We start from the raw sequence: 25,723 nt of genomic DNA on the forward strand, positions 1-25,723 counted from the left end.
AAACAGAATTATCCATAAGCCCCGAGTGTCAGAACTTCAACGCCTCCCAATAAGGAACACGGTCATGAAGTTCGCAAAAATCTCCCAGAAGCTCGCCCTCTGGGCCGGTAGCCCCAAGACATTTATGGGTGCGCTGATTCTGATTGCACTCTGGGGGATGAGTGGACCGATTTTCCATTTCAACGACACCTGGCAACTGATCATCAATACTTCGACGACGATCATCACGTTCCTGATGGTGTTTTTGATTCAAAACACACAGAACCGAGATACCGACATCCTGCATCTGAAGATCGACGAATTGCTGTTGGTAACCAAAGAGGCGCAAAACGCGATGCTCGGGCTGGAGGCGCTTGATCTCAAGCAATTGGAGGCGTTGCGCCGGCACTATCGCAGTTTGGGTGAAGGCGAGGTTTTCAATCTTGATGGGCTGGGAGAGAAGAGCAAGCCGAAGCAGGATTTGAATGACTGCTGAAACAGATTCAAAAGATCGCAGCCTTCGTTAGCCCCTACACAAATCCCTGTAGGAGCTGCCGAAGGCTGCGATCTTTTGATCTACAGCTCAAATCAACGGCTAGCTTGCAGCGCCCGGGCCATTTCCAGGTGGCTTTGCAGTTTTGGCAGGGTTTCGTCAGCGAAGGCTTTGATCTCCGGCACGTCGGTAGTCTGCGCTTCCTGCTGAATCTGCTGAATGGCTTCTTCGGTAGCTTTGACCTGGCTCGCAGCGTAAGCCTGATCGAAGGTCGCGCCATCTTTGACTTCGGGCATCAGCGCCTTGGCTTTGTCGGCAAGTTCTTCGCGCGGTTCGATGGGTATATCGAGCTTCTTGGCGATCTTCGCCAGATGCTGATTGGCGGTCGTGCGGTCATTGATCACGACAATGGTGTAATCCTTGACCTCTTTGGATTCGGATTTCTGGTGCGCCAATCGGCTGGCTTCAATGTCGGCCATGCCTTTGGCCGAGGCATCGTTGATGAATTCGGCAGGCGACTGGGCAAAGGCACTGCTGGCACACAGGCCCAACAGGGTGGCAAAACTTAAACGACGTACTCGGGTGGCCATCCGGCTCATGGTCGCGCCCTCCTTCTTTCGAAATTCAAGCGGGAGCTTGCGCCCCCGCCTCTCAATCAAAACTACCTCACCGACTACTTCGATTTCTGAGCGGGCTTGCGGCCCATTTCGGTTTTCGAAGAATCTTTGTCGACAGTGGTGGTGGTAGTTTTCCCACCTTTGCGACCGGCTTCAGACGCTTTCGTTCGATCGTTGGCGAAGTTTCCCGAGTTCGAGTTTCTTGAGTTAGGCATGATTCTCTTCCTCTTGGTGTTGATCGTCGCGAGCAGGTGCCCGCCTAGATTGAGAATGGCCTGACCGGCAAAGGTTTAGAAAAGTTGCGGACACTGCGACGAACGGTGAGCGCTGATTCAGACGTCCAGCGCCTGATGATTTAGGCGTTTGGCTGCATACATGGCCTGATCGGCGTGGCGAAACAGTTGCGGTTCTTCGTGGCCATGATCCGGGTAAAGAGCAACACCAATGCTCGATTCGATCTGCAGGCTGTGGCCGTCGAGACGCATTGGTTGCGTGAGTACCTGGCGGATTTTTCCGACGACGTTGTCGGCATCCTCGACCGCGTGAATGCTGTGCAGCAATACCACGAACTCGTCGCCACCAATGCGCGCCACGGTATCGGTTTCACGCACACAACCCTTGAGCCGATTGGCTACTGTTTGCAAGAGCATGTCGCCGATGGCATGGCCGAAGGTGTCGTTGACCTGTTTGAAGCGATCCAGATCAACGTACAACAGCGCCATATGCCCAGACGCTTCCCGGGCACAGGCCAGCGCTGCCTTGAGCCGATCACGCAGCAGTTCGCGATTGGGCAATTGGGTCAACTGGTCGTATTGCGCCATGCGCCGCAGCCGCGCGTGCAATTGCTGGCGCTCGATGGCGGTGGCGACCTGGGCGCAGACGTATTGCAGTAATTCCTTGTCCTGCTCGGTGTAACGCTCACCGCCGGGCAGGCTTTTGACGATCAGGGCGCCGATGGTGCCGTTTTTCGAGTTCAGCGGCACGCCTAGCCAGCACGCAGCATTCTGCCCTGTCACCAGTGCGGCGAAATCGGCTGGCGAATCTGGACCGTCAGGCGTCAGAAGAATCGGCTGGCCGCTGCGAATCACCTCGGCGCAAAGGCGCGCGGTGGTTGCACCCGGTTGCTCTGGCTGCAACTGGTGATCGTCGACGTGGTAAGGGAAATTCAACTGCCCGCAGTGCTCGTCATACAGCGCCACGGAAAAATTCATCGCCGGCAGCCATTCACCGATGATCAGGTGTACACGCTTGAACAATGCCAGCAAGTCCTCAGCCGCATGTGCAGCCTCGGAAATAGCGTAAAGCGCCGCTTGCCGCGATTCGGCCTGTTTGCGTTCGGTGATGTCGCGGGCCACGGCAATGCGCAGTTGATCGACTTCCGACCAGCGCGCCGACCACAAAATGTTAGCGACGCTGCCGTCCTTGCGCACATAACGGTTTTCGAAATTGTGTTTGGGCTCGCCGCCCATGATGTCGTGGGCAGCAGCGAGGGTGCGCTGACGGTCGGCGGGATGCACCAATTCGATCATCGGCCGGCCGATCAGCTCATCCGGTGTGTAGCCGAAAATACGTTCGCAGGCGGCGCTGACAAAAACGAAGCGGCCTTGCTTATCGACGGCACAAACGGCGTCCAGCAATAGATCGATGAAGCTCGCCAGCGGCGCGGAGTTTCGGCTTTCCATGGTTCAGCGTGGATGTCCGGGCAATGCAGCACTCATCAACCATCCCTGCCCCAAAAACGTTGTTTCCATTCAAAAAATCTCAAGCCTTGTTCGGTATCAGTCCCGGCAAGGCATGGACCAGCGCATTCACCGCAAAACCGATGAACATCACCCCGCATAAGCGGGTGATCAACAGTTCGTGGCGCTGATATACCGTGCGCACTCGCTGCGCGCCGACAACGCCGATCAGAATAGCGTAGGCCAGCAAGCCGCCGAAAAAACTCAGGGCGATCAGCGTTGGCAACATCGACCAGTTGAGCAGTTCGGCGCGGCTCGACAGCAGCGCGGTGAACGTCGCCACGGCCACCGGATACGCCTTGGGATTGGTCAGGCCGAACAGAATACCGTGCCAGAACGGGTTGCGCGCCGCGCCCTGCGGGGCGTCATCGCTACGGCGTTGGGCGCGAACTGCACGCCAGCCCAGCCAGAACAGATACAGACCGCTGAGTACGCCAAGCACATCGAACGCGGTGCTGCCGATCTCGCGGGCGCCGACAATCGCGATCAGTGCGGTGCTGCACCAGACCACATCACCGAGCAGATGCCCGCAGAGAAACCCGGCCCCGGCCCGTCGCCCATGGGCTGCGCCGATGCCGAACACCGCCAGCACACCCGGCCCCGGCGTGATGCCATAGATGAAACCCGAGGCCAGAACGGCCAATAGCAACGATAGAGTCATGGAAAACCTGTAGCGCCGGAACACGTGGTGGCCAGTCTATATCAGCCGATTGCGCCTGATCACTGCTCGTCGTAAAAACGCATGCCGGAGTACGGTTTCTGCCGACACGCTGTCAGTCGGGAAGCAAGATCGCCGACGTGCAGTTCGAGCTTGTGCCCGTCTGGGTCGAGAAAGTAGAACGACGCACCCTCGCTGCGGTTGTCGCGCCACTCCTGCACGTTGGCAGTTTTCAGCTGCTCGACAAGTAACGGGAAATCCGCCGCGCTCAGGCTGAAAGCGTAATGCGTGTAGTCAGCGCCGGTTTCGGCTTTGCGCAACGGATCGAGCGACAGGCACAGCCACAGACCGGGCAACGACAGATAGGCGCCCGCGTCCCATGTAGCCTCGATACGTAAACCAAGCACATCGCGATAGAACGTCAGGCTGCGAGGCAGGTCGCTGACGGCGAGGGTCAGGTGGTTGAGGCCGGTGAGCATCGGATCAGTAACCTCTGAAGTCTTCGGGGACGTTGTATTGTTTGCCGTCGTAACTAAGCGTGATTTGCGTTTTACCCAGATCGGTGGTCTTCGACACGCACTCTTTACCGGATTTGTAGGTTTTCAGCGCCGAACGGTTGGAGGTGATGATCAGGTCGGCGAAACCGTTGTGGCTGGTTTTACCGATTTCGACGGTTCTGCGCACTTTCTGGCCTTCACCTTCGCAATTACTCATCCATTCGCCGTTGTCTTTATAGATCACTAAACCTTCAAGTACCGGACGCAACTGGCTGCCTTCACGCACATACAACGCCAGGTCGGTCTTCTCGTACGGGATGGCATGCGAGCTGTGGCCAAACATCGATCGCAGCCCAAACGCACGCAACCCCGGCGCCACGTTGTAGCGTGCCGTATCGATCTTCAAGTCGCGTAGGTTGACCGCATCGGAGTTGTAGGCGCCGGGCTTGTGATAACTGGCGATGGTTTTGGCGCTTGAGTTCACGATCGACAAGTCCAGGTCGAAGGTTCCGACATCTTTATCGTCTGCCGAGTCAGGCAGGAATGTGGACTTCACGGATATCGCCTGATCGTTGAATGCCGGCCAGACTTTGCAGCGTGAGAGTGATTTACCGTCGAACTCTTTGACGACGCAAGCGGCCTGAGCTTGAGCAGTGATGGCCAGAAAACCGAGGGCGATTAGAAGTCTGATTGGGGTGAGCATTGTTCTTCCTTGATAAGTGTCGTGTTTGGCAGGCCTGTTAATCGCCTTTGAAACCTTTCGGCAAGACGTAAGATTCTCCGTCATAACGTAGAGTCGTCAAAACCGGTTTGTATGTTGTGGTTTTATTTTCACACGCGTCCCCCTCACCAACACTGGACGTGCTTGTTTCATGGGTCTTCACGATCAGGTCCGCATAACCGTAGGAGCTCGTTTTTGCGAGTTCCACCGTTCTGGAGGTCTCATATCGCTCTCCAACACAATTGCCGTCCCACTCACCGCCATACCGATAAACCACCAACTTGTGCAGAACGGGGCGCAACTTTTCGCCCTCTTTTACATAAAGCGAAAGCTGGTTTTCCTCAAGCGGTATAAGGCGGGAGCCATTGCTTAAACTTGCCCGCACACCAAATGCCCGAACATCGGAGGTGAGCTTGTAGCGCGCCGTATCAAGCGTCAGTTCTCGTAGCGCTACTCCATCCAATACGATGGCAGCAGGCTGATGATAAGTAGCAATCTGATAAGGCTGAGCATTCATCGAAACAGACAAGTCGAGATCATAGGTATCGAGTGCTTTAGCACCACCAGGCTCGAATCGAGCCTCGACGTTGATGGTCAACCCCGGATAAGCAGGCCAATCCTTGCAGACTGACACATCATCCTTTCCCGACATCAGTACAGGCGTGCAATCGCCGAGCGCCTGCCCTGCAATCAAATAGCCGCACAGTGCAGCACACCCCATCACCCCAGACTTCACTGTCACTTCCCACTCCCTTGATAACTTTTCAGCCGCGCACTATCCCCTGCGCTATCGACCGTTTCAACCGAATCTATATCTGGCCGCCAATCTGCTCGGTGTTGGCAAGGCTGACGAGTGGAAGTGGCCTATCAGCGCATGACACTGTAGTGTTGTGTATTACAAGCCACTACATCGAGATCGCCATGTCTGTCATGTCTTTGCGTCTTCCAGACGAAATTGCCGACACACTCTCCAACCTCGCCAAAGCGACCGGTCGCAGCAAGTCTTATCTGGCAGTCGATGCGTTGCGTGAATACCTCGCCCGAGAGGCCTGGCAAATCGCAGAGATCCAACAGGCTTTGACAGAAGCCGATGCTGGCGACTTCGCCTCAGCCGAAGAGGTCAGGTCCATTGCCGACAAATGGAAAGCCAATGCGAGTTGAGTGGCTACGTACCGCGTTAAAGAATCTCGATGACGAAGCCGCACACATCGCGATCGAAAATCCAAAAGCTGCTTCGCAGTTTGTTCAGGCGATTGTCGATAGTGTCGATCACCTCAGCCGCTTTCCGGCCTCCGGGCGCGAAGGACGATTACCCGGTACCCGAGAATGGATTCTGCCCGACCGTCCCTACCTGATTCCTTATCGGGTTCGCCACGGTAGCGTGCAGATTCTGCGTATCTTTCACACGCGCCGGCTTCCACCCAATAGGTGGTAGACACAATTCAATCGACGGCCTCACTTTGGCCAATCCCCTCCTCAATCCGCCGATTCAACCAGTTCAACGCCTGATCCCCGCCCCGCCGCTTGTGCCACGCCAGTACAAACGTGAACGGCGGTATCTCGAACGGTGGCGGCACGACAACCAATGCCTGCTGATCAATATCGCGCAAGCCACGCGATGCCACGGTCAGAATCAGATCCGTATCACGAATGAACTGCGGCGCAACGCTCCAGTGCGGCAGGCTGATGGCGACGCGACGACGTTCGCGCAATGACGTCAGGGCGCGTTCGATTTCCGGGGTGCCACTGCCACGCATCTCCAGCAAAACGTGTGGGCGCGAGAGATAAGTTGGCAGGTCGAGCTTGCCATTGGCGGGCATGCTCTGACGATCCAGCAAACACACATAGTGCTCTTCAAACAGCGGCGTGCTGCGCAATTCATTCGGCAGTTCGGGAAAGACCCCGGCAGCGACGTCGATGTCACCGTTGAGCACGCCATCGAGCATGCCTTCGCGGCTGGCATGGCTGATTTGCAGGTCGATCCCCGGGGCTTCGCGACGCAGAGTACGGATCAGCCCGGGCAAGATGATTGCCGCGCCGTAATCGGACATCGCTACGCGAAAGGTGCGTCGCGCATTGGCCGGATCGAAGGTATTGGGCGCCAGCAGCGATTGCACCTGGGCCAAGGCTTCGGCCAGTGGTGCAACCAGTTCCAGCGCCCGAGCGGTGGGCACCAACGTCGACCCGGCGCGCACCAGCAATGGATCGCCGAGTAGATCACGCAGTCGCGCCAGCGCATGGCTAACGGCCGGTTGACTCAGGTGCAGACGCTCGGCGGCGCGAGTGACATGCTGCTCGCTGAGCAAAGCGTCGAGGATCACCAACAAGTTAAGGTCGATACGGCGCAGATCATTCATCTGATGCATGTTCTGGATGACAAAACGGAATTTAAATCTGCGCGACGAATACTCTAGAGTCCAGCAAAACCTGTTGGAGAGTGAACATGAGTACGTTGCATTGGGCTGGCCTGTTATTGCTGGCGGCGTTTGCCGGAGCAGTGGTGCCGTTTCAGAGTGCGATCAACACCAACCTGGCCCGAGGCCTGGGGCACCCATTGTGGGCGACGCTGGCCTCGCTATTGGTCAGTGTGTTGGTGCTTTTGCCGGTAATTATCGCCTTGCGTTTGCCGCTGCCGAGCCTGGCGTTTATCAGTAAGGCTCCCTTGTGGATGTGGGCTGGCGGCGCGTTCGGTGTGTGTTTTGTAGCGCTGGCGGTGATGCTGCTGCCCAAGCTCGGCGCATCGGGTTTTGTCGCGCTGGCGCTGGCGGGCCAGGTGCTCGCCTCGATGCTGCTCGATCATTTCGGGCTGTTCGGTCTGCTGGAAAAACAACTCACTCTGCCACGGGTGTTCGGCGCGTTAATGCTGATTGGCGGCGTAGTGTTGATTCAGTTTGGTGAAGCCGCAGGCAGGAATCTGGCAACCGCCGGGTAGGACATCGGAAGCAACCGACGACTCATCAAGGCATAGCCCTACAGCGAAGTCTCCATACCCCTTCAACATCGCAAGAAGCATCTGATTCTCCCCCGACGCAGCTCTCCGTAAAGTCTGGCAACACACACAAATTGCAACAAACCACGGAAGCTTCATTCAAGGGATGTCCAGATGAATCAGATGCAGCAAGCACCGAATACCTTTTCCAATTTTCGAAAGATCATCGCGCTGGCCAATCCGGATTGGGATATTGCCCAGCAGGGCAAAGTCGCCGGGCTCAACGTCGAGGTCAAAAGCCGCAATCGCCTGCTTGACCAATACGGACGCGAATTCCATCACTTCTGTACAACGTCGTATCTCGGACTGGACCACCATCCTGCCATTCTCGAAGGCGCCATCGCCGCCCTGCTGGATACCGGCACTCTGCGGGTGGCCAACTCAAAAAACCGCTGCAAACTGGCAATTCTTGAGCAATACGAAACCGAGCTGTCAGAGCTGTTCGGCGCCGTTTGCCTGAGCGCCTTGTCGTGCAGTGCCGCCAGCGCCGGCATCCTGCCATTGCTGGCCAGCGGCGTGTTCACCGAGAACCGCCCGCCAGTGATGGTGTTTGATCGCCATGCGCATTATTCGATGAATCACCTGAAAGCCGCCTGCGCGGATGAAACGCAGGTGCTGACCTGCCCGCACAACGACATGGATTTTCTTGAGCGCGCCTGCCAGCAATATGGCCGCGTGGCGTACGTCGCCGACGGTGCCTACAGCATGGGCGGCGTGGCCAACATGGAAAGCCTGTTGTACTTGAAAGACCGGTACGGGATGTTTCTGTATCTGGACGATTCCCACGCGTTGTCCGCCGTGGGCAAGCACGGTGCCGGCCTGGCACGTCCGCGGATTGATGCATTGGAGGATGACTGTCTGATCGTCGCTTCGCTGGCCAAGTCATTCGGCGCCAGCGGCGGGCTGGTGATGCTCGGCAACGAGCGGCAGAAACAACTGATCCAGCGTTATGGCGGGCCTGCCAACTGGTCGCAAAGCCTGAACTGTGCAGCAATCGGTGCCGGTCGAGCGTCGATCCGACTGCATCGCACGCCTGAATTCGCCGCATTGCAGGTCCGGCTTCAGGCTAATATCCGCCTGTTTGACAGCCTGATCAGCACTGAGCAATGCCACAGCAACATGGCCATCCGGCTGATCAGTTGCGGCAAGGCAGATCTGGCCAACCGCGTCGCCAGCGAACTGGCCGAGCGTGGATTTTTTACCAGTGCGGTGTTTTTCCCGGTGGTCGCACAAGGTAAGGCCGCCATCAGGATTACGTTGCGGGCGGATATGGAGCCCGCGCTGATCGAGCAGTTCTGTGAATTGATCACCGAACTGTTGCGTACTCACAGCGTCGATCTCGAACGCTGAAACCAAGGACGATTCATGAAGCCCGGCGCCACCCTGCTCATCACTTGTTCCACGGTTTTTCTCGCGCAATTAGGCATGAGCATTTACTTGCCGGCGCTGCCCGCGATTGCCGAATACTTGAATGCACAACCCTCGCAGGTGTCTTGGGGGCTGTCGCTGTACCTGATCGGCATGGCGTTGCCCATGCTGTTCTGGGGCAGTCTGGCGCAGCGCATCGGACGCAAACCGGTGTTGCTGGCGGCGCTGGGTGTTTATGGCCTGGCTAATCTGGCGTTGCCGCTGGGTTCGACGCTGGAATCGTTTTTGTTGCTGCGGCTGATTCAAGGCATTGGTGCCAGCGGCATTTCAGTGATGGCGCGGGTGCTGATTCGCGACAGCTTCCAAGGCGATCTGTTGGCCAAGGCGTTGTCGTGGATTTCGATTTCGTTCGTGGTGGCGCTGGGCATCGGCCAGTACCTGGGATCAATCATCGAGGTGACGCTGGGTTGGCAGGCGATTTTCTATCTGCTGGGTTTGAGTTGCCTGACGATGGCGATGATCGTCTCGCGAGTAAGTTTCCCGGCGCTGACCGATGAGCCGGCGACGGCCTCATCGTGGACGATTTACCGACTCATCGTGATTGATCGGGCCTTTCTGCTGCCGGCGCTGGCCGGTGGTCTGGGTTACGGTGTGATTATCGCGTTCAACACTGCCGCGCCGCTGATTCTACAAGGGCCATTCAACTGGTCGAGTGTGGATTACGGGCTGCTCGGGTGGCCGATCAGCGCGGCGTATTTTCTCGGTGCGCTGGCGGTTAATCGTTTCGTTTTGCGCACTGGCCAACGGTGGCTGATGACGATGGGAGTGGGTTTGGTCATGGTCGGTAGCGCGGTGATGTTGCTGGGAAGTCTGACGGCAAGCTCCATCGCGTTATTACTGTGGTTGCCGTATTGCGTGGCGGTGTTCGGACAGTCGCTGAGCTACCCGATCAGCCTGTCACGGGCCAACGACGGCGCACCGATTGCCGGTGCCTACGCAATGGCGTTGAGCGGTTTCATTCATCAGTTGATGGCGGCGCTCATCGGTGCGATTGCCAGTCTGATCGCCGGTCCTCAGGCGTGGCCGTTATCCGTGCTGTGCACGTTGCTGGCAGTCGGCGCGTTGCTCTGTGTGAGCATCGCACCGACGCGCGCGAAAGGTTAAAACGCGTTGCGGAAAATCTCCTCGATCTGCCGTTGATCCGCCGCCCGTGGGTTGGTCAGCCCGCAAGCGTCTTTCAAGGCATTGGTGGCGAGCACCGGAATGTCAGAGAGCTTGGCGCCGAGTTCACGCAAACCGCCGGGGATTTCCACGTCGCGGGCCAGACAACGAATCGCGTTGATCGCCGCCTGCGCGCCCTCTTCCGCACTGAAACCACGAATGTCCGCGCCCATGGCGTGGGCGACATCGGTCAGTCGATCGGCGCACACCAACGCGTTGAACGTCTGTACATGCGGCAGCAACACCGCATTGCACACTCCATGGGGCAAATCGTAGAAACCACCCAACTGGTGCGCCATCGCATGCACGTAACCGAGCGAGGCATTGTTGAACGCCATCCCCGCGAGAAACTGCGCATAGGCCATGTTCTCGCGGGCAGCGAGATCAGTGCCGTCGCGCACCGCCAGCCGCAAATTATTGCTGATCAGGGTCATGGCTTTCAGCGCACAGGCGTCGGTGATCGGGTTGGCGGCGGTGGACACGTAGGCTTCGATGGCGTGAGTCAGTGCGTCCATGCCGGTGGCGGCGGTCAGGCCTTTGGGCATTGCGACCATCAGTTCCGGGTCGTTGACCGATAGCAGCGGCGTGACGTTACGGTCGACGATGGCCATTTTCACGTGGCGCGATTCGTCGGTGATGATGCAGAACCGGGTCATCTCGCTGGCGGTGCCGGCAGTGGTGTTGATCGCGATCAGCGGCAACTGCGGTTTGCTCGACTGATCGACGCCTTCGTAGTCGCGGATCTGCCCGCCGTTGGTCGCACAAAGGGCAATGCCTTTGGCACAGTCGTGCGGTGAACCGCCGCCCAACGACACGACAAAATCACAACGACTTTCCTTGAGAATCGCCAGCCCGGATTCGACATTGGCAATGCTCGGATTCGGTTTGGCGCCGTCGAAAATCACCGAATCGATGTCCTGCATCGCCAGCTTCTCGGCGATCATGCTGGCCACGCCGGCCTTCGCCAGCCCCGCGTCAGTGACGATCAGCGCTTTGCGAAAACCGTAGTTGCGGATGGCAACCATGGCTTCGTCGAGGCATCCATTGCCCATGATGTTTACGGCCGGAATGAAAAAGGTGCTGCTCATGCGCGTCTCCTGACTGGGGCCGAATCGACTGCTCCGATGCGGCGGATACACACAGCATCGACCGATCAGTCACGACCGATGTTGATCTGGCTCAATGCCCGCTCGTGATAAAGTCGCCGCCCATCAGCCCCTACGTTTTGAGACCTCCTTCGCAATGACCGATTTTCTGGATGTCGACGCCACCCTCGAAGACTGGAACGCCTTGCGCGCCGCCATTACCTTCAACGGCCTGCTGCTGGGCAACGGCGCCAGCCGCGTGGTGTGGGATGACTTCGGCTACGACTCGCTGTTCGAAAACGCACGCACGGTGGAAGAGAAACCGCTGAGCGCATCGGAGCTGAGCGTGTTCGATGCAATGCAGACACGCAGTTTCGAACAGGTGCTCGGCGCGCTGAAAACCACCAGCCGGGTCAACAAGGCCCTGGCCGTAAGCTCGGCGGCGCCGCGCAATCGCTACTACGCGATCAAGGAAGCGCTGATCAACAGCGTGCACGCGGTGCACATTCCGTGGCGGCTGGTCAAAGCTTCGACCCTGGCCACGCTAAATGAAGAACTGGCGCGTTATCGCACGGTGTTCACCAGCAATTACGACTTGCTCAATTACTGGGCGATCCAGCACCGCAGCGACGTCATCGACGATCTGTTCAACGGTCCGAATGCAAGCTTCGACCTGAGCGCCAGTGCCACGCAAAAACCGCGTCTGCTGTACCTGCACGGTGGTCTGCATCTGGTGCGCAATCAGGACGGCACCGCACGCAAACTGACCTCGACCGAGGGCACGCTGCTTGGCAGCTTTGCGATCAACAACACGATCAAGACGCTGGATGACGTGCCGCTGTTCGTCAACGAAGGGCCGAGCGCGGACAAGCTCAAGACCATTCGCAGCTCGGATTATCTGTCGTTCTGTTACGAGCAGTTATTGGCGCACGGCGATGCGTTGTGCATCTTCGGCCATGCCTTGGGCGAGCAGGACAGCCATATCGTCCGCGCTCTGCAATTGGCAAAACCGAAGACCGTGGCGATCTCGATTTATCCGCGCAGTACGGCGTTCATTCAGCATCAGAAGCGGCATTACGCGAAGCTGTTCGAAGGGACCGGGGTCGAGTTGCGATTCTTTGATTCGAAGACGCATGCGTTGGGCAATTCGAAGCTGTCGGTGCCGGTCGAGGTTTAGCGGCGAATCGTCCAATGCCATCGCCAGCAGGCTAGCTCCCACAGGGGAACGCATTCCAACTGTGGGCTAGCCTGCTAGCGATGGCATTAGTCTTGTCAGCTCACTCTTCTGCGCTATGCACCACCACCAGCAACTGCGCCTGTACCTCGCCCACCGATCTGATCCGGTGCGGCTTCTGCGCATTGAAATGCAGCGCATCCCCGCGTTCCAGCAGCACCCGCTCATTCATGAAATCCACTTCGACCTGCCCTTCGTGGACGAACAAAAACTCTTCGCCCAAGTGTTCCTTGAAGGTCTTGTCAGTGAATTCGCGCGGCGGGTAGATGATGAACGGCAACAGGTTACGCTCGCTGACCTGATGCGCCAGCACCGCATAACCTGGGCTCTGGTCATTGGCCGCCAGTGACTGACGTTCGTGGCTGCGCACCAGGCTGTAGCTGTCGAGGCTGACGTTGTCTTCGGAGAACAATTCTTCGACCTTCACGTTCAGCGCTTTCGCCAGTTTCAGCGCAGCGGCAATCGACGGGGTGTTCAGCCCGCGCTCGACTTTCGACAGATAACTCTTGGTCATGCCGGATTTTTCGGCCAATGCCTCAAGGGTTACGCCAAGTTTTTTTCTCAACAATTTCAAACGGATAGACATGCGCAGCGGTTATTCCATCAAGGAAGCAACGATTTGTGCTTGCCAATGACACTTTGTGTCATATAGCCTCTTTAGTGTCATTTGCAATCACCCAAAGGACACAGACATGGCCAAGACATTAGCACTACCTAAAGAACAACTGGTCAAGCAAGCGCTGACCCAGATGCAAAAAAGCCTGGCGGATAATACGTGGACAGACCGGCAAAAGCTGGCTTTGACCTGTCGGATTCTGTTCGAGAGCGGTCATGACTCCGGTCTGGCCGGACAAATCACCGCCCGTGGCCCACAGCCCGGCACCTATTACACTCAGCAACTGGGGCTGGGTTTCGATGAAATCACCGCGAGCAATCTGCTGCTGGTCAACGAAGACCTGGAAGTGCTCGAAGGTCACGGCATGGCTAATCCGGCCAACCGTTTCCACAGTTGGGTATATCGTGCTCGACCGGACGTGAACTGCATCATCCACACGCATCCGACCCACGTTGCCGCGCTGTCGATGCTGGAAGTGCCGTTGCAGATTTCCCACATGGACCTGTGCCCGCTGTACGACGATTGCGCGTTTCTCGAAGGCTGGCCGGGCGTGCCGGTAGGTAACGAAGAAGGCGAACTGATTGCCGGCGCGCTGGGTGACAAACGGGCGATTCTGCTTTCGCACCACGGCCAACTGTCGAGCGGCACCACGATTGAGGAAGCCTGTGTCATCGCGCAACTGATCGAACGCGCCGCCAAGTTGCAGCTGCTGGCGATGGCGGCCGGTACGATCAAACCGATCATCCCGGAGCTGGGCCGCGAAGCCCATGACTGGATTTCGAAGCCGAAACGCCACGCCGCCGCGTTCAACTATTACGCCCGGCAGAACCTGCGCCAACACGCCGATTGCCTGAACTGAAACCCCTTCTGACGGAGACACTGTTATGTCCAATATTCACGGCATCATCGGCTACACCATCACCCCGTTCGACGCCAATGGCGAAGGCCTGGATCTGCCTGCCCTCGGCCGTTCGATCGATCGGCTGATTGACGGCGGCGTCCACGCCATCGCCCCGCTCGGCAGCACCGGCGAAGGCGCCTACCTGAGCGATTCGGAGTGGGATCAGGTTGCAGACTTCAGCATCAAGCACGTGGCCAAACGTGTGCCGACCATTGTCAGCGTCTCCGACCTGACCACCGCCAAAGCGGTACGCCGCGCACGCTTTGCCGAAAGCCACGGCGCCGATGTGGTGATGGTCTTGCCGGCGTCTTACTGGAAGCTGACCGAAGCGGAAATCCTCGCCCATTACCGGGCAATCGGCGAGAGCATCGGCGTGCCGATCATGCTCTACAACAACCCGGCCACCAGCGGCACCGACATGTCGGTCGAGCTGATTCTGCGCATTTTCAATGCCGTAGAAAACGTGACCATGGTCAAGGAGAGCACTGGCGATATTCAGCGCATGCACAAGCTGCAATTGCTCGGTGAAGGTCAGGTGCCGTTCTACAACGGCTGCAATCCGCTGGCACTGGAAGCCTTCGCCGCCGGGGCGAAAGGCTGGTGCACGGCAGCGCCGAACCTGATTCCGCAACTCAATCTGGATCTGTACGCGGCGACGTTGGCAGGCGATCTGGCCAAGGCGCGAGAGCTGTTCTATCGCCAGTTGCCGTTGCTGGACTTCATCCTCAAGGGTGGACTGCCGGCGACGATCAAGGCTGGTTTGCGTCAAACCGGGCTGGAGGTGGGTGATCCGCGCTTGCCGGTGTTCCCGCTGAGCGAGACTGGCCAGACTCAACTGCAAACGATCCTCAAAACCCTGCGCTGATCTTCAAGGCAACACACAACAATTGTGGGAGCTGGCCTGCCAGCGATGAGGAAATAACATTCAACAGTTAATGTTGACTGATATACCGCTATCGCCAGCAGGCTAGCTCCCACAGGGATTTGTAGTGGATTTGAGAGGCGTATTCAAAGGACCGGAAGGGTCTTGTCCTTGATCGATTTCGTCGGCCCGTTGGCCTTGACGCTGGCGATGCCTTTATCGCAAGCGGCGTCGGACGAGTAGGATTCACTGCCGCCGATGATCTGATGATTGGCAGCCTTGAGATTGAAGTATGGATGCCCGTCCTTGGTGGTCTTTCTCTCGTAGCGCTCCTCCAGCGGACTGTTGACCTGCACCGAGGCGATACCGTTTTCGGCGGCGTCGCGGGTGGTGTACAACTCGCTGGTCAGAATGGTTTCGGCATTCGCCGCCTTCAGCACAAACCTGAACTGACCGTTGCTGCTTTTGCTCAACTCATACCATCCGGACATGCTCGTTCTCCCTGGCAATTGAAAGGTTTCGCGCCTGAGAGTAAAGACCAGTCCAGAATATCTGTCGCCTTTACTGACCCCATAGCTGGCAAGCCAGCTCCCACAAGGATCTGTAGTGTGCTCACTCTCTGAGCCTCATCACAAAACCTTGTGGGAGCTGGCCTGCCAGCGATTGAGTCAACCCTGTTTGGGCTATTTCACCACCGCCCGCACCACCGACAATTCCCGCGCACTCACCCGGCGCTGCGACAGATATCGCGTACAGCTCACCCGCAAGAACGACGCAAAATTCACCACCTCCCCGCGATAATCCATCACCTCTTCATACAGCTTGGTGATCAACTGATTGGTGGTCATGCCATCGACTTCGGCAATCTCGCTGAGGATGTCCCAGAACTGATTCTCCAGGCGCACCGTCGTCACCACGCCGCAGATGCGCAACGAACGAGAGCGTGATTCGTAGAGAATCGGGTCGGCCTTGACGTAGAGCTCGCACATGGGCGAATCCTCGTTACAGGGTGATTTTGGTGCCGAGCAGACCGAGGAACCCGGCCAGCCAGTTTGGATGCGCCGGCCATGCCGGAGCTGTCGCCAGATTGCCTTGAACGTGGCCATCGGTCACTGGAATATCGATGTACGTGCCGCCCGCCAGACGGACTTCCGGGGCGCAGGCCGGATAGGCGCTGCATTCACGTCCTTCGAGAATCCCCGCTGCCGCCAGCAGTTGCGCACCGTGGCACACCGCTGCAATCGGTTTGCCGGCCTGGTCGAAGGCTCGCACCAATTCCAGCACTTTTTCATTCAGGCGCAGGTATTCCGGCGCACGACCGCCGGGCACCAGCAACGCGTCGTAGTCAGCCGCATTGACCTTGGCGAAGTCAAAGTTGAGGGCGAACAGGTGACCGGGTTTTTCGCTGTAAGTCTGATCGCCTTCGAAGTCATGAATCGCTGTGCGTACGGTGCTGCCAGCAGCTTTGTCCGGGCAGACTGCGTGGACGGTATGACCAACCATTTGCAGCGCCTGAAACGGCACCATCACTTCGTAATCTTCGACGTAATCGCCGACCAGCATCAGGATCTTTTTCGCAGCCATGGGGAGGACTCCTCTGGAAGGGAACGGCAGGAGTATTCAAGGTAGACCTTATCCGCCCTGCGAGGTAATAACCGACTACTACGCCGCCCCTGTAGGAGCTGCGGCACGCTGCGATCTTTTGACTTTCAGTTTTTTGAAAACAAGATCAAACGATCGCAGCGTGCCGCAGCTCCTACAGGATTGTGAATAACTGTATGGATAACTTTCTGCCCAGCTGTAAGCGCGGAAAGTTAAGGTCTGTGGCTAGATAGGGCACGTATCTGCCACCCTCAATTCTGGTTCGCCATCATGTCCTCCCGCGAAAACACCGGCATGGCCCTCGGCCTGCTCGGGGTTGTGATTTTCAGCCTGACCCTGCCCTTCACCCGCATCGTGGTGCAGGAACTCCATCCTCTGCTTAACGGCTTGGGCCGCGCATTGTTCGCGGCAATTCCGGCGGCGTTGCTGTTGCTCTGGCATCGCGAGAAATGGCCGACCTGGGCGCAAATCAAAGGTTTGAGCATGGTAATTGCCGGAGTGATTCTCGGTTTTCCGGTGCTGTCGGCGTGGGCCATGCAAACCTTGCCGGCGTCCCACGGCGCGCTGGTCAACGGTTTACAGCCACTGTGCGTGGCGTTGTATGCGGCGTGGCTGTCCCATGAGCGACCGTCAAAAGCGTTCTGGGCCTGTGCCGCGTTGGGCAGTGCGCTGGTGCTGGGTTATGCGCTGTATACCGGGGCGGGCAGCATTCAGGCTGGCGATTTGTTGATGCTCGGGGCGATTGCCGTCGGTGGTCTGGGTTATGCCGAGGGTGGCCGATTGGCCAAGGAGATGGGCGGCTGGCAGGTGATCTGCTGGGCGCTGGTGCTGTCGACGCCGCTGCTGATCGGCCCGGTGTTGTATCTGGCGCTGCAACATCAGGGCGCGGTGTCAGCCAAGACCTGGTGGGCCTTCGGCTACGTCGCGCTGTTCTCGCAGTTTCTCGGTTTCTTTGCCTGGTACGCCGGTCTGGCGATGGGCGGCATTGCCCGGGTCAGTCAGATCCAGTTGTTGCAGATCTTCTTCACCATCGCGTTTTCGGCGCTGTTCTTCGGTGAACATGTCGAGCCGATCACCTGGGTGTTTGCCTGCGGCGTGATCGCGACAGTCATCCTCGGCCGTAAAACCGCCATCCGCCCGGCCCAACCCGCCACTGCGTGACCCTGTGGGAGCTGCGGCACGCTGCGATCTTTTGACTTTGTTTTCAAGATCAAAAGATCGCAGCGTGCCGCAGCTCCTGCATGAATGGGGTCAGTTCAGGTAACCGTCAGCGCGCAGCAGGGTTTCCAGGCAGTGTTCGCTGATGTTGTAGAAGTCTTTCAACTCCTGAATCTTCACCAACAGCTGAGCCGGGTCCACCGGTTCGGCGCGTTTCACCGCGAGGATCATCTTGTTCTTGTTGGTGTGGTCCAGCGAGATGAACTCAAACACCTTGGTCTCGTAACCGCAGGCTTCGAGGAACAACGCACGCAGGCTGTCAGTGACCATTTCCGCCTGCTGACCGAGGTGCAAACCGTATTGCAGCATCGGCTTGAGCAGCGCCGGGCTCTGGATTTGCAGGCGAATCTGTTTATGGCAGCACGGCGAGCACATGATGATCGACGCGCCCGAACGGATGCCGGTATGGATCGCGTAATCGGTAGCGATGTCGCAGGCATGCAGGGCGATCATCACGTCCAGTTCGCTCGGCGCCACACTGCGCACGTCACCACATTTGAACACCAGCCCCGGATGTTCAAGCTTCACCGCTGCGGCGTTGCACAGGTTGACCATTTCTTCGCGCAATTCGACGCCGGTGACTTCGCCCTCGGCCTTCAAGGTGTTACGCAGATAATCGTGAATGGCGAACGTCAGATAGCCCTTCCCCGAACCGAAATCCGCCACCCGCACCGGTTTGTCCAGCGCCAGCGGTGACGAAGTCAGTGCATGACTGAACACTTCGATGAACTTGTTGATCTGCTTCCACTTGCGCGACATTGCAGGGATCAAGTCCTGCTGGGCATTGGTCACGCCCAGATCCTTGAGGAACGGTCGGCTCAGCTCGAGAAAGCGGTTCTTCTCGCGGTTGTGCTCGGCGGACGGCACTTCGCGCAATTGCTGAGGTTTGCTCTTGAACAGCGAACTCTTGCCCTTTTTGCTGTATTCGAGCTGTGCTTCGTCAGTCACTGTCAACAAGTGCGCATTTTTGAACGCGGCAGGCAACAGTTCGGCAACCGCTGCAACACCTTCGGCCAGTGGCAGGTTCTTGGTAATGTCGCGGGTCTTGTAGCGATAGACGAAGGACAGATTCGGCTGCGCCTTGACCGTCACCGGTTTGATGATGATCCGCTGCAGTTCGGCTTCGTCACCGACGTACTTGGCCAGTACCAGTTTGATGAAATCATTCTGATCGAGGCTGGTTTGCAGCAGCTCGATGAACTGCGCGTGATGATCCGGCGCAGGTTTGGCATGTGGCGCGGATGGGGCGGTGACGGACATGGAAAAACAGCCTCGGGCGGAGCAAATCGGGAATGGCGGATATTTTAGGGGGGATGGGGGTTGGGGACACGCTCTTATTTACCCAATGGCAAAAATCAAAAGATCTACCCCAACACAATCAAGCGGTTCGGCAACTCGTTCCTCACCTGCGTCACCGGCACATGCACCTTGAGCAATTCACCGCACGCCTCGATACAGGTGACGAACCCTTCAAGCGTGCGCCCCTGACGAACCTGCTCGGTAAATACCGCGACTATCGAATCCCAGGTCTTGTTATCCAGCCGTTTGGAAATCCCTTCATCCACCAGAATTTCCACGTACCGCTCGGCCTCGCAGACAAAAATCAGCATCCCGGTGCTGCCCACCGTGTGATGCAGGTTCTGCTCGAGAAACTGCCGCCGCGCCAGATTCGACGCACGCCAGTGCCGCACATGGCGCGGGATCAGGTGCGTGGTGACCTTGGGCAAACGAAACACCAGGCACAGCACGACGAAACTGACCCACTGCACCACCAGCAAACTGTGCATGGTCAGCCAGCCTGTCAGGTAATGCACGACGCCCGGTATCACCAGCGCCAGCAGGCTGGCCCATAACAGCGGGATGTACGCGTAATCGTCGGCGCGGGCGGCCAGAACCGTGACAATTTCAGCGTCTGTTTCACGCTCGACCCGGGCAATCGCCTCGGCGACTTTGCGTTGTTCGTGTTCTGTCAGTAATGCCATGTTGAAAAGTGCCTGATCATTATTGTTGTGTCGTCACCAGCCGCCGGACGAACCACCGCCGCCGAAACTGCCCCCGCCGCCGCTGAAGCCCCCGCCTCCACCGCCGCCGCCAAATCCACCACCGCCAAAGCCGCCCCCTCCCCCGGAGCCGCCCCGACCGGCGGGAAGGATACCGAGCATCTGGCAGACAAACACCGTCAGGATGAACAACATCACCAGAAACACGAACAGCAACGGATGCCGCGAGATGAAATCATCCGCCGGATCACCGTTTGACTGATACACCGTCGACGGTTCGTCCAGTGGATTGCCGCCCAGCACCACCAGCATCGCAGCAACGCCGTCACTGATGCCCTTGCTGAAATTGCCGGTCTTGAATGCGGGAGTGATGACCTGATGGATGATCACTGAAGTCTGCGCATCGGTCAGGCGATCTTCCAGGCCATAGCCGACTTCAATGCGCAATTTGCGCTCATCGCGGGCGACGATCAGCAGCGCCCCGTTGTTCTTGTCCTTTTGCCCGATGCCCCAGTGGCGACCGAGTTGAACGCCGTAATCCTCGATCGTGGTGCCTTGCAGATCAGGCAGCGTGACCACCACCAATTGCTCGCCGGTCGCCTGTTCATGCGCCTGCAACTGCTGGCTCAATTGCGCGCGCACCGAGGGCTCGATCATCTGCGCCTCGTCCACCACTCGCCCGCTCAGCGCCGGGAACGTCAACTCGGCCCGGGCGCTGACGGCGAACAGCCAGAGCATCAACACCAGGCCCATTTTCAACACACGCATGAACACTTTCTCCCGAACCCCACCGTCCCTGTAGGAGCTGCGGCACGCTGCGATCTTTTGGCCTTGTATTTGAAGATCAGGATCAAAAGATCGCAGCGTGCCGCAGCTCTTACAGAGTATTTGTCTGATTTCAGAACTTCACTTCCGGGGCCTTTTCCGCGCCGGGGGTGGTGGCTTCGAAGGTCTCGCGGATCGGCAGATCGCTGTACATCACCGAATGCCACAAACGACCGGGAAACGTGCGGATCTCGGTGTTGTATTTCTGCACCGCCAGAATGAAATCGCGACGGGCCACGGCGATCCGGTTTTCTGTGCCTTCAAGTTGCGACTGCAAGGCCAGGAAGTTCTGGTTGGCCTTCAAGTCCGGATAACGCTCGGACACCACCATCAAGCGGCTGAGCGCACCGCTCAGTTGATCCTGCGCCTGCTGGAACTGTTTGAGTTTTTCCGGGTTGTCGAGGGTGCTGGCATCGACCTGAATTGACGTCGCCTTGGCCCGCGCTTCAACCACGGCGGTCAGGGTTTCCTCTTCATGCTTGGCGTAACCACGGACGGTTTCCACCAGATTGGGGATCAGGTCGGCGCGGCGCTGATACTGGTTTTCCACCTGGCCCCAGGCCGCTTTGGCCTGTTCGTCGAGGGTCGGGATATTGTTGATGCCGCAAGCGGTCAACAGCGTGGCCAGCACCAGCAGCGTGGCGACCTGCAAACGCGAGCGGTAGGTTGGACTTACATTCATCAGACTGATGCTCCCTGACACATTTCATGAAAAAACCGACCGCGAAACATCCTATAGCGGCTCTTGGGGCATAATCGCCCGCGCCACTGGATTGCAACGGGCCAATGGGCTAAAAAGAGGCCCTGCGCGATGATGCCGTCAACCATTGGCGGTGTTTATTCGGCTTTGATTTTTGAATCAGCACCCGAACAACAATAGACGCTCCCTAACTTTTGGCTGGCCGGTATTTCATTACCGTTTGTGCCCTTGAGAAAAACATTCATGAAGAAGCTGTGTTTGCTGGGTCTGTTCGTCAGCCTGGCCAGTCATCAAGTATTGGCCGCCACGACCCCGGCACCCCTGGAAAACAAGGACGCTTTCATCAGTAACCTGATGAAGCAAATGACCCTCGACGAAAAGATCGGCCAGTTGCGCCTGATCAGCATCGGCCCGGAAATGCCCCGCGAGCTGATCCGCAAAGAGATCGCTGCCGGCAATATCGGCGGCACGTTCAACTCGATCACCCGCCCGGAAAACCGTCCGATGCAGGACGCAGCGATGCGCAGCCGGCTGAAGATCCCGATGTTTTTCGCGTACGACGTGATCCACGGTCACCGTACGATTTTCCCGATTCCGCTGGCCCTGGCGTCGAGCTGGGATATGGACGCCATCGGCAAGTCCGGGCGCGTCGCTGCCAAAGAAGCCGCCGCCGACAGCCTCGACATCACCTTCGCGCCAATGGTCGATATCTCCCGCGACCCGCGCTGGGGCCGCAGCTCCGAAGGTTTCGGTGAAGACACCTACCTGACTTCGCGCATTGCCGGCGTGATGGTTCGTGCCTATCAGGGCGCCACGCCGAGCGCCGCCGACAGCATCATGGCCAGCGTCAAACACTTCGCCCTGTACGGCGCAGTCGAGGGCGGTCGCGACTACAACGTCGTCGACATGAGCCCGGTGAAGATGTACCAGGACTACCTGCCACCGTACCGCGCCGCGATTGATGCCGGCGCCGGTGGCGTGATGGTCGCGCTGAACTCGATCAACGGCATTCCGGCCACCTCCAAAACCTGGCTGATGAACGATCTGCTGCGCAAGGTCTGGGGCTTCAAAGGCCTGGCGGTCAGCGACCACGGCGCGATCTTCGAACTGATCAAGCACGGCGTGGCCCGCGACGGGCGTGAAGCGGCGAAGCTGGCGATCAAGGCCGGCATCGACATGAGCATGAACGACACCCTGTACGGCAAAGAGCTGCCGGGGCTGCTGAAGTCCGGCGAGATCGAACAGAAAGACATCGATAACGCCGTGCGCGAAGTGCTCGCCGCCAAGTACGACATGGGCCTGTTCAAAGACCCGTACCTGCGTATCGGCAAGGCTGAAGATGATCCGGTCGACACTTACGCCGACAGCCGATTGCACCGCGCCGAAGCCCGTGACGTTGCCCGTCGCAGCCAGGTGTTGCTGAAGAATCAGAACGAAACCCTGCCGCTGAAGAAAACCGCGAAAATCGCGCTGGTCGGCCCGCTGGCCAAGGCGCCAATCGACATGATGGGTAGTTGGGCGGCGGCTGGTAAGCCAGCGCAGTCGGTGACCCTGTTCGACGGCATGAGCAACGTTATCGGCGACAAATCGAACCTGATCTACGCCCGTGGCGCCAACATCACCAGCGACAAGAAAGTTCTCGACTACCTGAACTTCCTCAACTTCGATGCGCCGGAAGTGGTTGATGATCCGCGCCCGGCCAACGTGCTGATCGACGAAGCGGTGAAAGCCGCCAAGGATGCCGACATCGTCGTGGCTGCCGTCGGTGAATCCCGTGGCATGTCCCACGAGTCGTCGAGCCGTACCGACCTGAATATCCCGGAAAACCAGCGTGCGCTGATCCGTGCGCTGAAAGCCACCGGCAAGCCGTTGGTGCTGGTCTTGATGAACGGCCGTCCGCTGACGATTCTTGAAGAGAAAGACTCGGCTGACGCGATTCTGGAAACCTGGTTCAGCGGCACCGAAGGTGGCAACGCCATCGCCGACGTGCTGTTCGGCGACTACAACCCATCGGGCAAACTGCCGGTGACTTTCCCGCGCTCCGTGGGCCAGATTCCGACCTACTACAACCACCTGAGCATTGGCCGGCCGTTCACGCCGGGCAAACCGGGCAACTACACCTCGCAGTATTTCGATGACACCACCGGCCCGCTGTTCCCGTTCGGTTATGGCCTGAGCTACACCGACTTCAGCCTGAGCGATATGGCACTGTCGTCGACCACGCTGAACACCACCGGCAAGCTCGACGCCAGTGTCATGGTGAAGAACACCGGCAAACGTGACGGCGAAACCGTGGTGCAGTTGTACATCCAGGACGTCACCGGCTCGATGATTCGCCCGGTCAAGGAACTGAAGAACTTCCAGAAGATCATGCTCAAGGTCGGCGAACAGAAAGTCGTGCACTTCACCATCACCGAGGATGACCTGAAGTTCTTCAACGCCCAGCTCAAATACGCGGCAGAGCCAGGCAAGTTCAACGTGCAGATCGGCCTGGATTCGCAGGACGTGACGCAGCAGAGCTTCGAACTGCTGTAACCCCCTGTAGGAGTGAGCCTGCTCGCGATAGCGGTCATTCAGCCAAATCAATGCTGACTGACGCACCGCTATCGCGAGCAGGCTCACTCCTACAGTGTTTTTGGGTGGGGCGACTAGCCGCGTCTATCGAGGATGTTGACCACCACCCGATCCACCCAGCCCCAAATCCTCTGTTTCACCCGCCGCCACAACGGCCGCCGCTGCCACTCCTCCAGACTGACCTGCTGACTCAGCTCGAAGTCCCGCTCGAAACTCCCCGCCACCGCCGCCGTCAATTGCGGATCAAGCGCCTCCAGATTGGCCTCAAGATTGAAGCGCAGATTCCAGTGATCGAAGTTGCATGAACCGATGCTCACCCATTCGTCCACCAAGACCATTTTCAGGTGCAGGAAACACGGCTGATATTCAAAGATTTTTACGCCAGCCTTGAGCAGGCGCGGGTAATAACGGTGCCCGGCGTAGCGCACCGACGGGTGATCAGTGCGCGGCCCGGTCAACAGCAACCGCACGTCAACACCACGGGCGGCGGCTTTGCGCAGGGAACGGCGGATCTTCCAGGTCGGCAGGAAATACGGCGTGGCCATCCAGATGCGTTTCTGCCCACTGTTCAATGCGCGGAACAGCGATTGCAGAATGTCGCGGTGCTGACGGGCGTCGGCATACGCCACACGGCCCATGCCCTCGCCCTTTTCCGGCACCCGTGGCAAACGCGGCAGCCCGAAATGCGCGGCCGGTCGCCAGGCACGGCGATAGCGGTTGGCGATCCACTGGCGGTCGAACAGCAATTGCCAGTCGATCACCAACGGGCCGCTGATCTCGACCATCACTTCGTGCCATTCGCTGGTGTCGTGGCCCGGAGTCCAGAATTCGTCAGTAACGCCAGTGCCACCGACGACTGCCAGGCACTGATCGACCAGCAACAACTTGCGATGATCACGGTAGAAGTTGCGCACCCAGCGCCGCCAGTTCAGGCGATTGTAGAAACGCAACTCGACCCCGGCGTGGATCAGCCGATGGCGTAGGTTCAGGGTGAATGCGAGGCTGCCGAAATCGTCGAACAGGCAGCGCACGCGTACGCCACGTTCGGCGGCTTGCACCAGCGCCTGAACCATCGCTTCGGCACAGGCGCCGGCCTCGACCAGATACAACTCCAGTTCGATCTGTTCCTTGGCTTTAGCGATGTGCTCAAGCATTCGCGGAAAGAATTGCGGGCCGTCGATCAGCAACTCGAAACGGTTGCCGTCACGCCACGGGAACACCGCGCCGCGCATGTCAGCGCGCCGTGAAAATCAGCACCGCACCCACCGGTACCGACAGACTGATGGCCGACAGGCCGGCCAATTTGCGCAGGCTTTCGAGGCCCGGCGCCAGATCAAAATCCTCGGCGTTGATCACCAGCGGTTCCAGCGTCACCACTTGAAAGCGTCGATCATCCAGACGCGTTGCGAGCAGTTCAGCCGGGTATTGGTGTTGCTTGCCGTGCAGGTTGACGGTCAGCGGCAGGCGTAATTCCAGCTGTGCGCCGGGGGCCAGATCATTGATCGGGCGCAGATCGATTTGCGTGGTGATGGTCGCGTCCGGGAATTGCTCGATCTGGAACAGCTCCTTGCGCATACGCTCGTCACGCAGCGGAATGCCGCTGTTGATCGAATCCAGTTCGACTTCGACTTCGGCCTTGCCATCGGGATCGACTTTGCCGTGCAGTACCAGAAAGCGCTGTACTTCGGAAACATTGGCGTTTTTGGTACTGACGAACGACAGCCGCGACGACTCGCCGTCCAGATACCAGTTGGCCTGAGCCGGCAATGCGGCGGCAGTCAGCAAGACGCTGGCGAGGATTTTATGGAGGGAACGGTTGAACAT

The 25,723-nt window shown here is 58.3% G+C and carries 30 protein-coding genes; 11 read left to right on the top strand and 19 right to left on the bottom strand.

Annotated elements, in window-relative coordinates:
- Positions 1-64: 64 nt before the first annotated feature.
- Entirely contained in the window at positions 65-475 is a 411-nt protein-coding gene (locus ACIOZM_RS16390) for a low affinity iron permease family protein (RefSeq protein WP_401215723.1), read from the top strand.
- 92 nt (positions 476-567) lie between these two features.
- Here the strand turns inward: ACIOZM_RS16390 and ACIOZM_RS16395 are convergent, their stop codons facing one another.
- The 7 genes from ACIOZM_RS16395 to ACIOZM_RS16425 form a co-directional block, all read right to left on the bottom strand.
- Entirely contained in the window at positions 568-1,071 is a 504-nt protein-coding gene (locus ACIOZM_RS16395; protein WP_401215725.1) for a DUF4142 domain-containing protein, read from the bottom strand.
- A gap of 74 nt (positions 1,072-1,145) precedes the next feature.
- Entirely contained in the window at positions 1,146-1,304 is a 159-nt protein-coding gene (locus tag ACIOZM_RS16400) for a KGG domain-containing protein (RefSeq protein WP_401215727.1), read from the bottom strand.
- Between the two features lie 117 nt (positions 1,305-1,421).
- The gene (locus ACIOZM_RS16405; protein WP_401215729.1) at positions 1,422-2,771 is read right to left on the bottom strand and encodes a diguanylate cyclase domain-containing protein; all 1,350 of its coding nucleotides are present in this window, start codon (positions 2,769-2,771) and stop codon (positions 1,422-1,424) included.
- Between the two features lie 79 nt (positions 2,772-2,850).
- On the bottom strand, positions 2,851-3,489 hold the full coding sequence (locus ACIOZM_RS16410; RefSeq protein ID WP_401215731.1) for a LysE family translocator: 639 nt from the start codon (positions 3,487-3,489) through the stop codon (positions 2,851-2,853).
- A gap of 59 nt (positions 3,490-3,548) precedes the next feature.
- The gene (gene fos, locus ACIOZM_RS16415) at positions 3,549-3,965 is read right to left on the bottom strand and encodes a fosfomycin resistance glutathione transferase (protein WP_401215733.1); all 417 of its coding nucleotides are present in this window, start codon (positions 3,963-3,965) and stop codon (positions 3,549-3,551) included.
- 4 nt (positions 3,966-3,969) lie between these two features.
- Entirely contained in the window at positions 3,970-4,686 is a 717-nt protein-coding gene (locus ACIOZM_RS16420; protein WP_401215735.1) for a hypothetical protein, read from the bottom strand.
- Positions 4,687-4,723: 37 nt separating this feature from the next.
- A complete protein-coding gene (locus ACIOZM_RS16425) occupies positions 4,724-5,446 on the bottom strand; it encodes a hypothetical protein (protein ID WP_401215737.1) in 723 nt (240 codons plus the stop codon).
- 179 nt (positions 5,447-5,625) lie between these two features.
- On the opposite strand from ACIOZM_RS16425, the gene ACIOZM_RS16430 reads away from it, so the two are divergent.
- Positions 5,626-5,865 (top strand): CopG family ribbon-helix-helix protein, encoded by a 240-nt coding sequence (locus ACIOZM_RS16430; RefSeq protein ID WP_401215739.1) that lies wholly within the window; start codon positions 5,626-5,628, stop codon positions 5,863-5,865.
- Positions 5,855-6,139, top strand: coding sequence for a type II toxin-antitoxin system RelE/ParE family toxin (locus tag ACIOZM_RS16435; protein ID WP_401215741.1), 285 nt, complete (start codon positions 5,855-5,857; stop codon positions 6,137-6,139). The genes ACIOZM_RS16430 and ACIOZM_RS16435 overlap by 11 nt, the downstream gene beginning before the upstream one ends.
- Before the next feature lie 7 nt (positions 6,140-6,146).
- Here the strand turns inward: ACIOZM_RS16435 and ACIOZM_RS16440 are convergent, their stop codons facing one another.
- Complete coding sequence (locus ACIOZM_RS16440) at positions 6,147-7,070, bottom strand: LysR family transcriptional regulator (RefSeq protein ID WP_401215743.1); 924 nt, start codon at positions 7,068-7,070, stop codon at positions 6,147-6,149.
- A 77-nt stretch (positions 7,071-7,147) separates the two neighbouring features.
- Between ACIOZM_RS16440 and ACIOZM_RS16445 the strand changes: the two genes are divergently transcribed.
- The 3 genes from ACIOZM_RS16445 (at position 7,148) to ACIOZM_RS16455 (ending at position 10,225) form a co-directional block, all read left to right on the top strand.
- On the top strand, positions 7,148-7,636 hold the full coding sequence (locus ACIOZM_RS16445; RefSeq protein ID WP_401215745.1) for a DMT family transporter: 489 nt from the start codon (positions 7,148-7,150) through the stop codon (positions 7,634-7,636).
- A gap of 171 nt (positions 7,637-7,807) precedes the next feature.
- Complete coding sequence (locus ACIOZM_RS16450; RefSeq protein ID WP_401215747.1) at positions 7,808-9,043, top strand: aminotransferase class I/II-fold pyridoxal phosphate-dependent enzyme; 1,236 nt, start codon at positions 7,808-7,810, stop codon at positions 9,041-9,043.
- A 15-nt stretch (positions 9,044-9,058) separates the two neighbouring features.
- Complete coding sequence (locus ACIOZM_RS16455) at positions 9,059-10,225, top strand: MFS transporter (RefSeq protein ID WP_401215749.1); 1,167 nt, start codon at positions 9,059-9,061, stop codon at positions 10,223-10,225.
- On the opposite strand, the gene yiaY is transcribed toward ACIOZM_RS16455, so the two are convergent.
- Positions 10,222-11,370, bottom strand: a complete 1,149-nt coding sequence (gene yiaY, locus ACIOZM_RS16460) for an L-threonine dehydrogenase (RefSeq protein ID WP_401215751.1) — start codon at positions 11,368-11,370, stop codon at positions 10,222-10,224. The genes ACIOZM_RS16455 and yiaY overlap by 4 nt on opposite strands.
- Before the next feature lie 154 nt (positions 11,371-11,524).
- Between yiaY and ACIOZM_RS16465 the strand changes: the two genes are divergently transcribed.
- Positions 11,525-12,544, top strand: coding sequence for a DUF4917 family protein (locus tag ACIOZM_RS16465; protein WP_401215753.1), 1,020 nt, complete (start codon positions 11,525-11,527; stop codon positions 12,542-12,544).
- Positions 12,545-12,644: 100 nt separating this feature from the next.
- On the opposite strand, the gene ACIOZM_RS16470 is transcribed toward ACIOZM_RS16465, so the two are convergent.
- Positions 12,645-13,187: a helix-turn-helix domain-containing protein gene (locus ACIOZM_RS16470; RefSeq protein ID WP_401215755.1), complete on the bottom strand. Its 543-nt coding sequence runs from the start codon at positions 13,185-13,187 to the stop codon at positions 12,645-12,647.
- A gap of 106 nt (positions 13,188-13,293) precedes the next feature.
- On the opposite strand from ACIOZM_RS16470, the gene ACIOZM_RS16475 reads away from it, so the two are divergent.
- Positions 13,294-14,076 (top strand): aldolase, encoded by a 783-nt coding sequence (locus ACIOZM_RS16475; protein ID WP_401215757.1) that lies wholly within the window; start codon positions 13,294-13,296, stop codon positions 14,074-14,076.
- Between the two features lie 25 nt (positions 14,077-14,101).
- Positions 14,102-14,983: a dihydrodipicolinate synthase family protein gene (locus tag ACIOZM_RS16480; RefSeq protein ID WP_401215759.1), complete on the top strand. Its 882-nt coding sequence runs from the start codon at positions 14,102-14,104 to the stop codon at positions 14,981-14,983.
- A gap of 143 nt (positions 14,984-15,126) precedes the next feature.
- On the opposite strand, the gene ACIOZM_RS16485 is transcribed toward ACIOZM_RS16480, so the two are convergent.
- The 3 genes from ACIOZM_RS16485 to ACIOZM_RS16495 all read right to left on the bottom strand — a co-directional run bounded on the left by ACIOZM_RS16485 (position 15,127) and on the right by ACIOZM_RS16495 (position 16,564).
- Positions 15,127-15,471, bottom strand: coding sequence for a YegP family protein (locus tag ACIOZM_RS16485; protein ID WP_401215761.1), 345 nt, complete (start codon positions 15,469-15,471; stop codon positions 15,127-15,129).
- A gap of 192 nt (positions 15,472-15,663) precedes the next feature.
- Complete coding sequence (locus tag ACIOZM_RS16490; protein WP_401215763.1) at positions 15,664-15,969, bottom strand: ribbon-helix-helix domain-containing protein; 306 nt, start codon at positions 15,967-15,969, stop codon at positions 15,664-15,666.
- A gap of 13 nt (positions 15,970-15,982) precedes the next feature.
- Positions 15,983-16,564, bottom strand: coding sequence for a DJ-1/PfpI family protein (locus tag ACIOZM_RS16495; protein ID WP_401215765.1), 582 nt, complete (start codon positions 16,562-16,564; stop codon positions 15,983-15,985).
- 288 nt (positions 16,565-16,852) lie between these two features.
- On the opposite strand from ACIOZM_RS16495, the gene ACIOZM_RS16500 reads away from it, so the two are divergent.
- On the top strand, positions 16,853-17,743 hold the full coding sequence (locus ACIOZM_RS16500) for a DMT family transporter (RefSeq protein ID WP_401215767.1): 891 nt from the start codon (positions 16,853-16,855) through the stop codon (positions 17,741-17,743).
- A gap of 90 nt (positions 17,744-17,833) precedes the next feature.
- On the opposite strand, the gene ACIOZM_RS16505 is transcribed toward ACIOZM_RS16500, so the two are convergent.
- The 4 genes from ACIOZM_RS16505 to ACIOZM_RS16520 all read right to left on the bottom strand — a co-directional run bounded on the left by ACIOZM_RS16505 (position 17,834) and on the right by ACIOZM_RS16520 (position 21,307).
- On the bottom strand, positions 17,834-19,060 hold the full coding sequence (locus tag ACIOZM_RS16505; protein ID WP_401215769.1) for a class I SAM-dependent methyltransferase: 1,227 nt from the start codon (positions 19,058-19,060) through the stop codon (positions 17,834-17,836).
- 104 nt (positions 19,061-19,164) lie between these two features.
- Positions 19,165-19,782: a TPM domain-containing protein gene (locus tag ACIOZM_RS16510; RefSeq protein WP_401215771.1), complete on the bottom strand. Its 618-nt coding sequence runs from the start codon at positions 19,780-19,782 to the stop codon at positions 19,165-19,167.
- Between the two features lie 33 nt (positions 19,783-19,815).
- Positions 19,816-20,568 carry a TPM domain-containing protein gene (locus ACIOZM_RS16515; protein WP_401215773.1) on the bottom strand — a complete coding sequence of 251 codons (753 nt, stop codon included), beginning with the start codon at positions 20,566-20,568 and terminating at the stop codon, positions 19,816-19,818.
- Between the two features lie 130 nt (positions 20,569-20,698).
- Positions 20,699-21,307 carry a LemA family protein gene (locus tag ACIOZM_RS16520; protein ID WP_401215775.1) on the bottom strand — a complete coding sequence of 203 codons (609 nt, stop codon included), beginning with the start codon at positions 21,305-21,307 and terminating at the stop codon, positions 20,699-20,701.
- 261 nt (positions 21,308-21,568) lie between these two features.
- Here ACIOZM_RS16520 and bglX point away from each other — a divergent pair, with 261 nt between their 5' ends.
- Positions 21,569-23,860 (top strand): beta-glucosidase BglX, encoded by a 2,292-nt coding sequence (gene bglX, locus ACIOZM_RS16525; protein ID WP_401215777.1) that lies wholly within the window; start codon positions 21,569-21,571, stop codon positions 23,858-23,860.
- Between the two features lie 113 nt (positions 23,861-23,973).
- Here bglX and ACIOZM_RS16530 read toward each other — a convergent pair whose 3' ends face one another.
- Together ACIOZM_RS16530 and ACIOZM_RS16535 are read right to left on the bottom strand one after the other, a co-directional pair.
- Positions 23,974-25,131 (bottom strand): phosphatidylserine/phosphatidylglycerophosphate/cardiolipin synthase family protein, encoded by a 1,158-nt coding sequence (locus tag ACIOZM_RS16530; RefSeq protein ID WP_401215779.1) that lies wholly within the window; start codon positions 25,129-25,131, stop codon positions 23,974-23,976.
- A gap of 1 nt (position 25,132) precedes the next feature.
- On the bottom strand, positions 25,133-25,723 hold the full coding sequence (locus tag ACIOZM_RS16535; protein WP_401215781.1) for a YceI family protein: 591 nt from the start codon (positions 25,721-25,723) through the stop codon (positions 25,133-25,135).

The sequence above is a fragment of the Pseudomonas sp. NPDC087346 genome (genome assembly GCF_044744235.1).
GTDB lineage: Bacteria > Pseudomonadota > Gammaproteobacteria > Pseudomonadales > Pseudomonadaceae > Aquipseudomonas.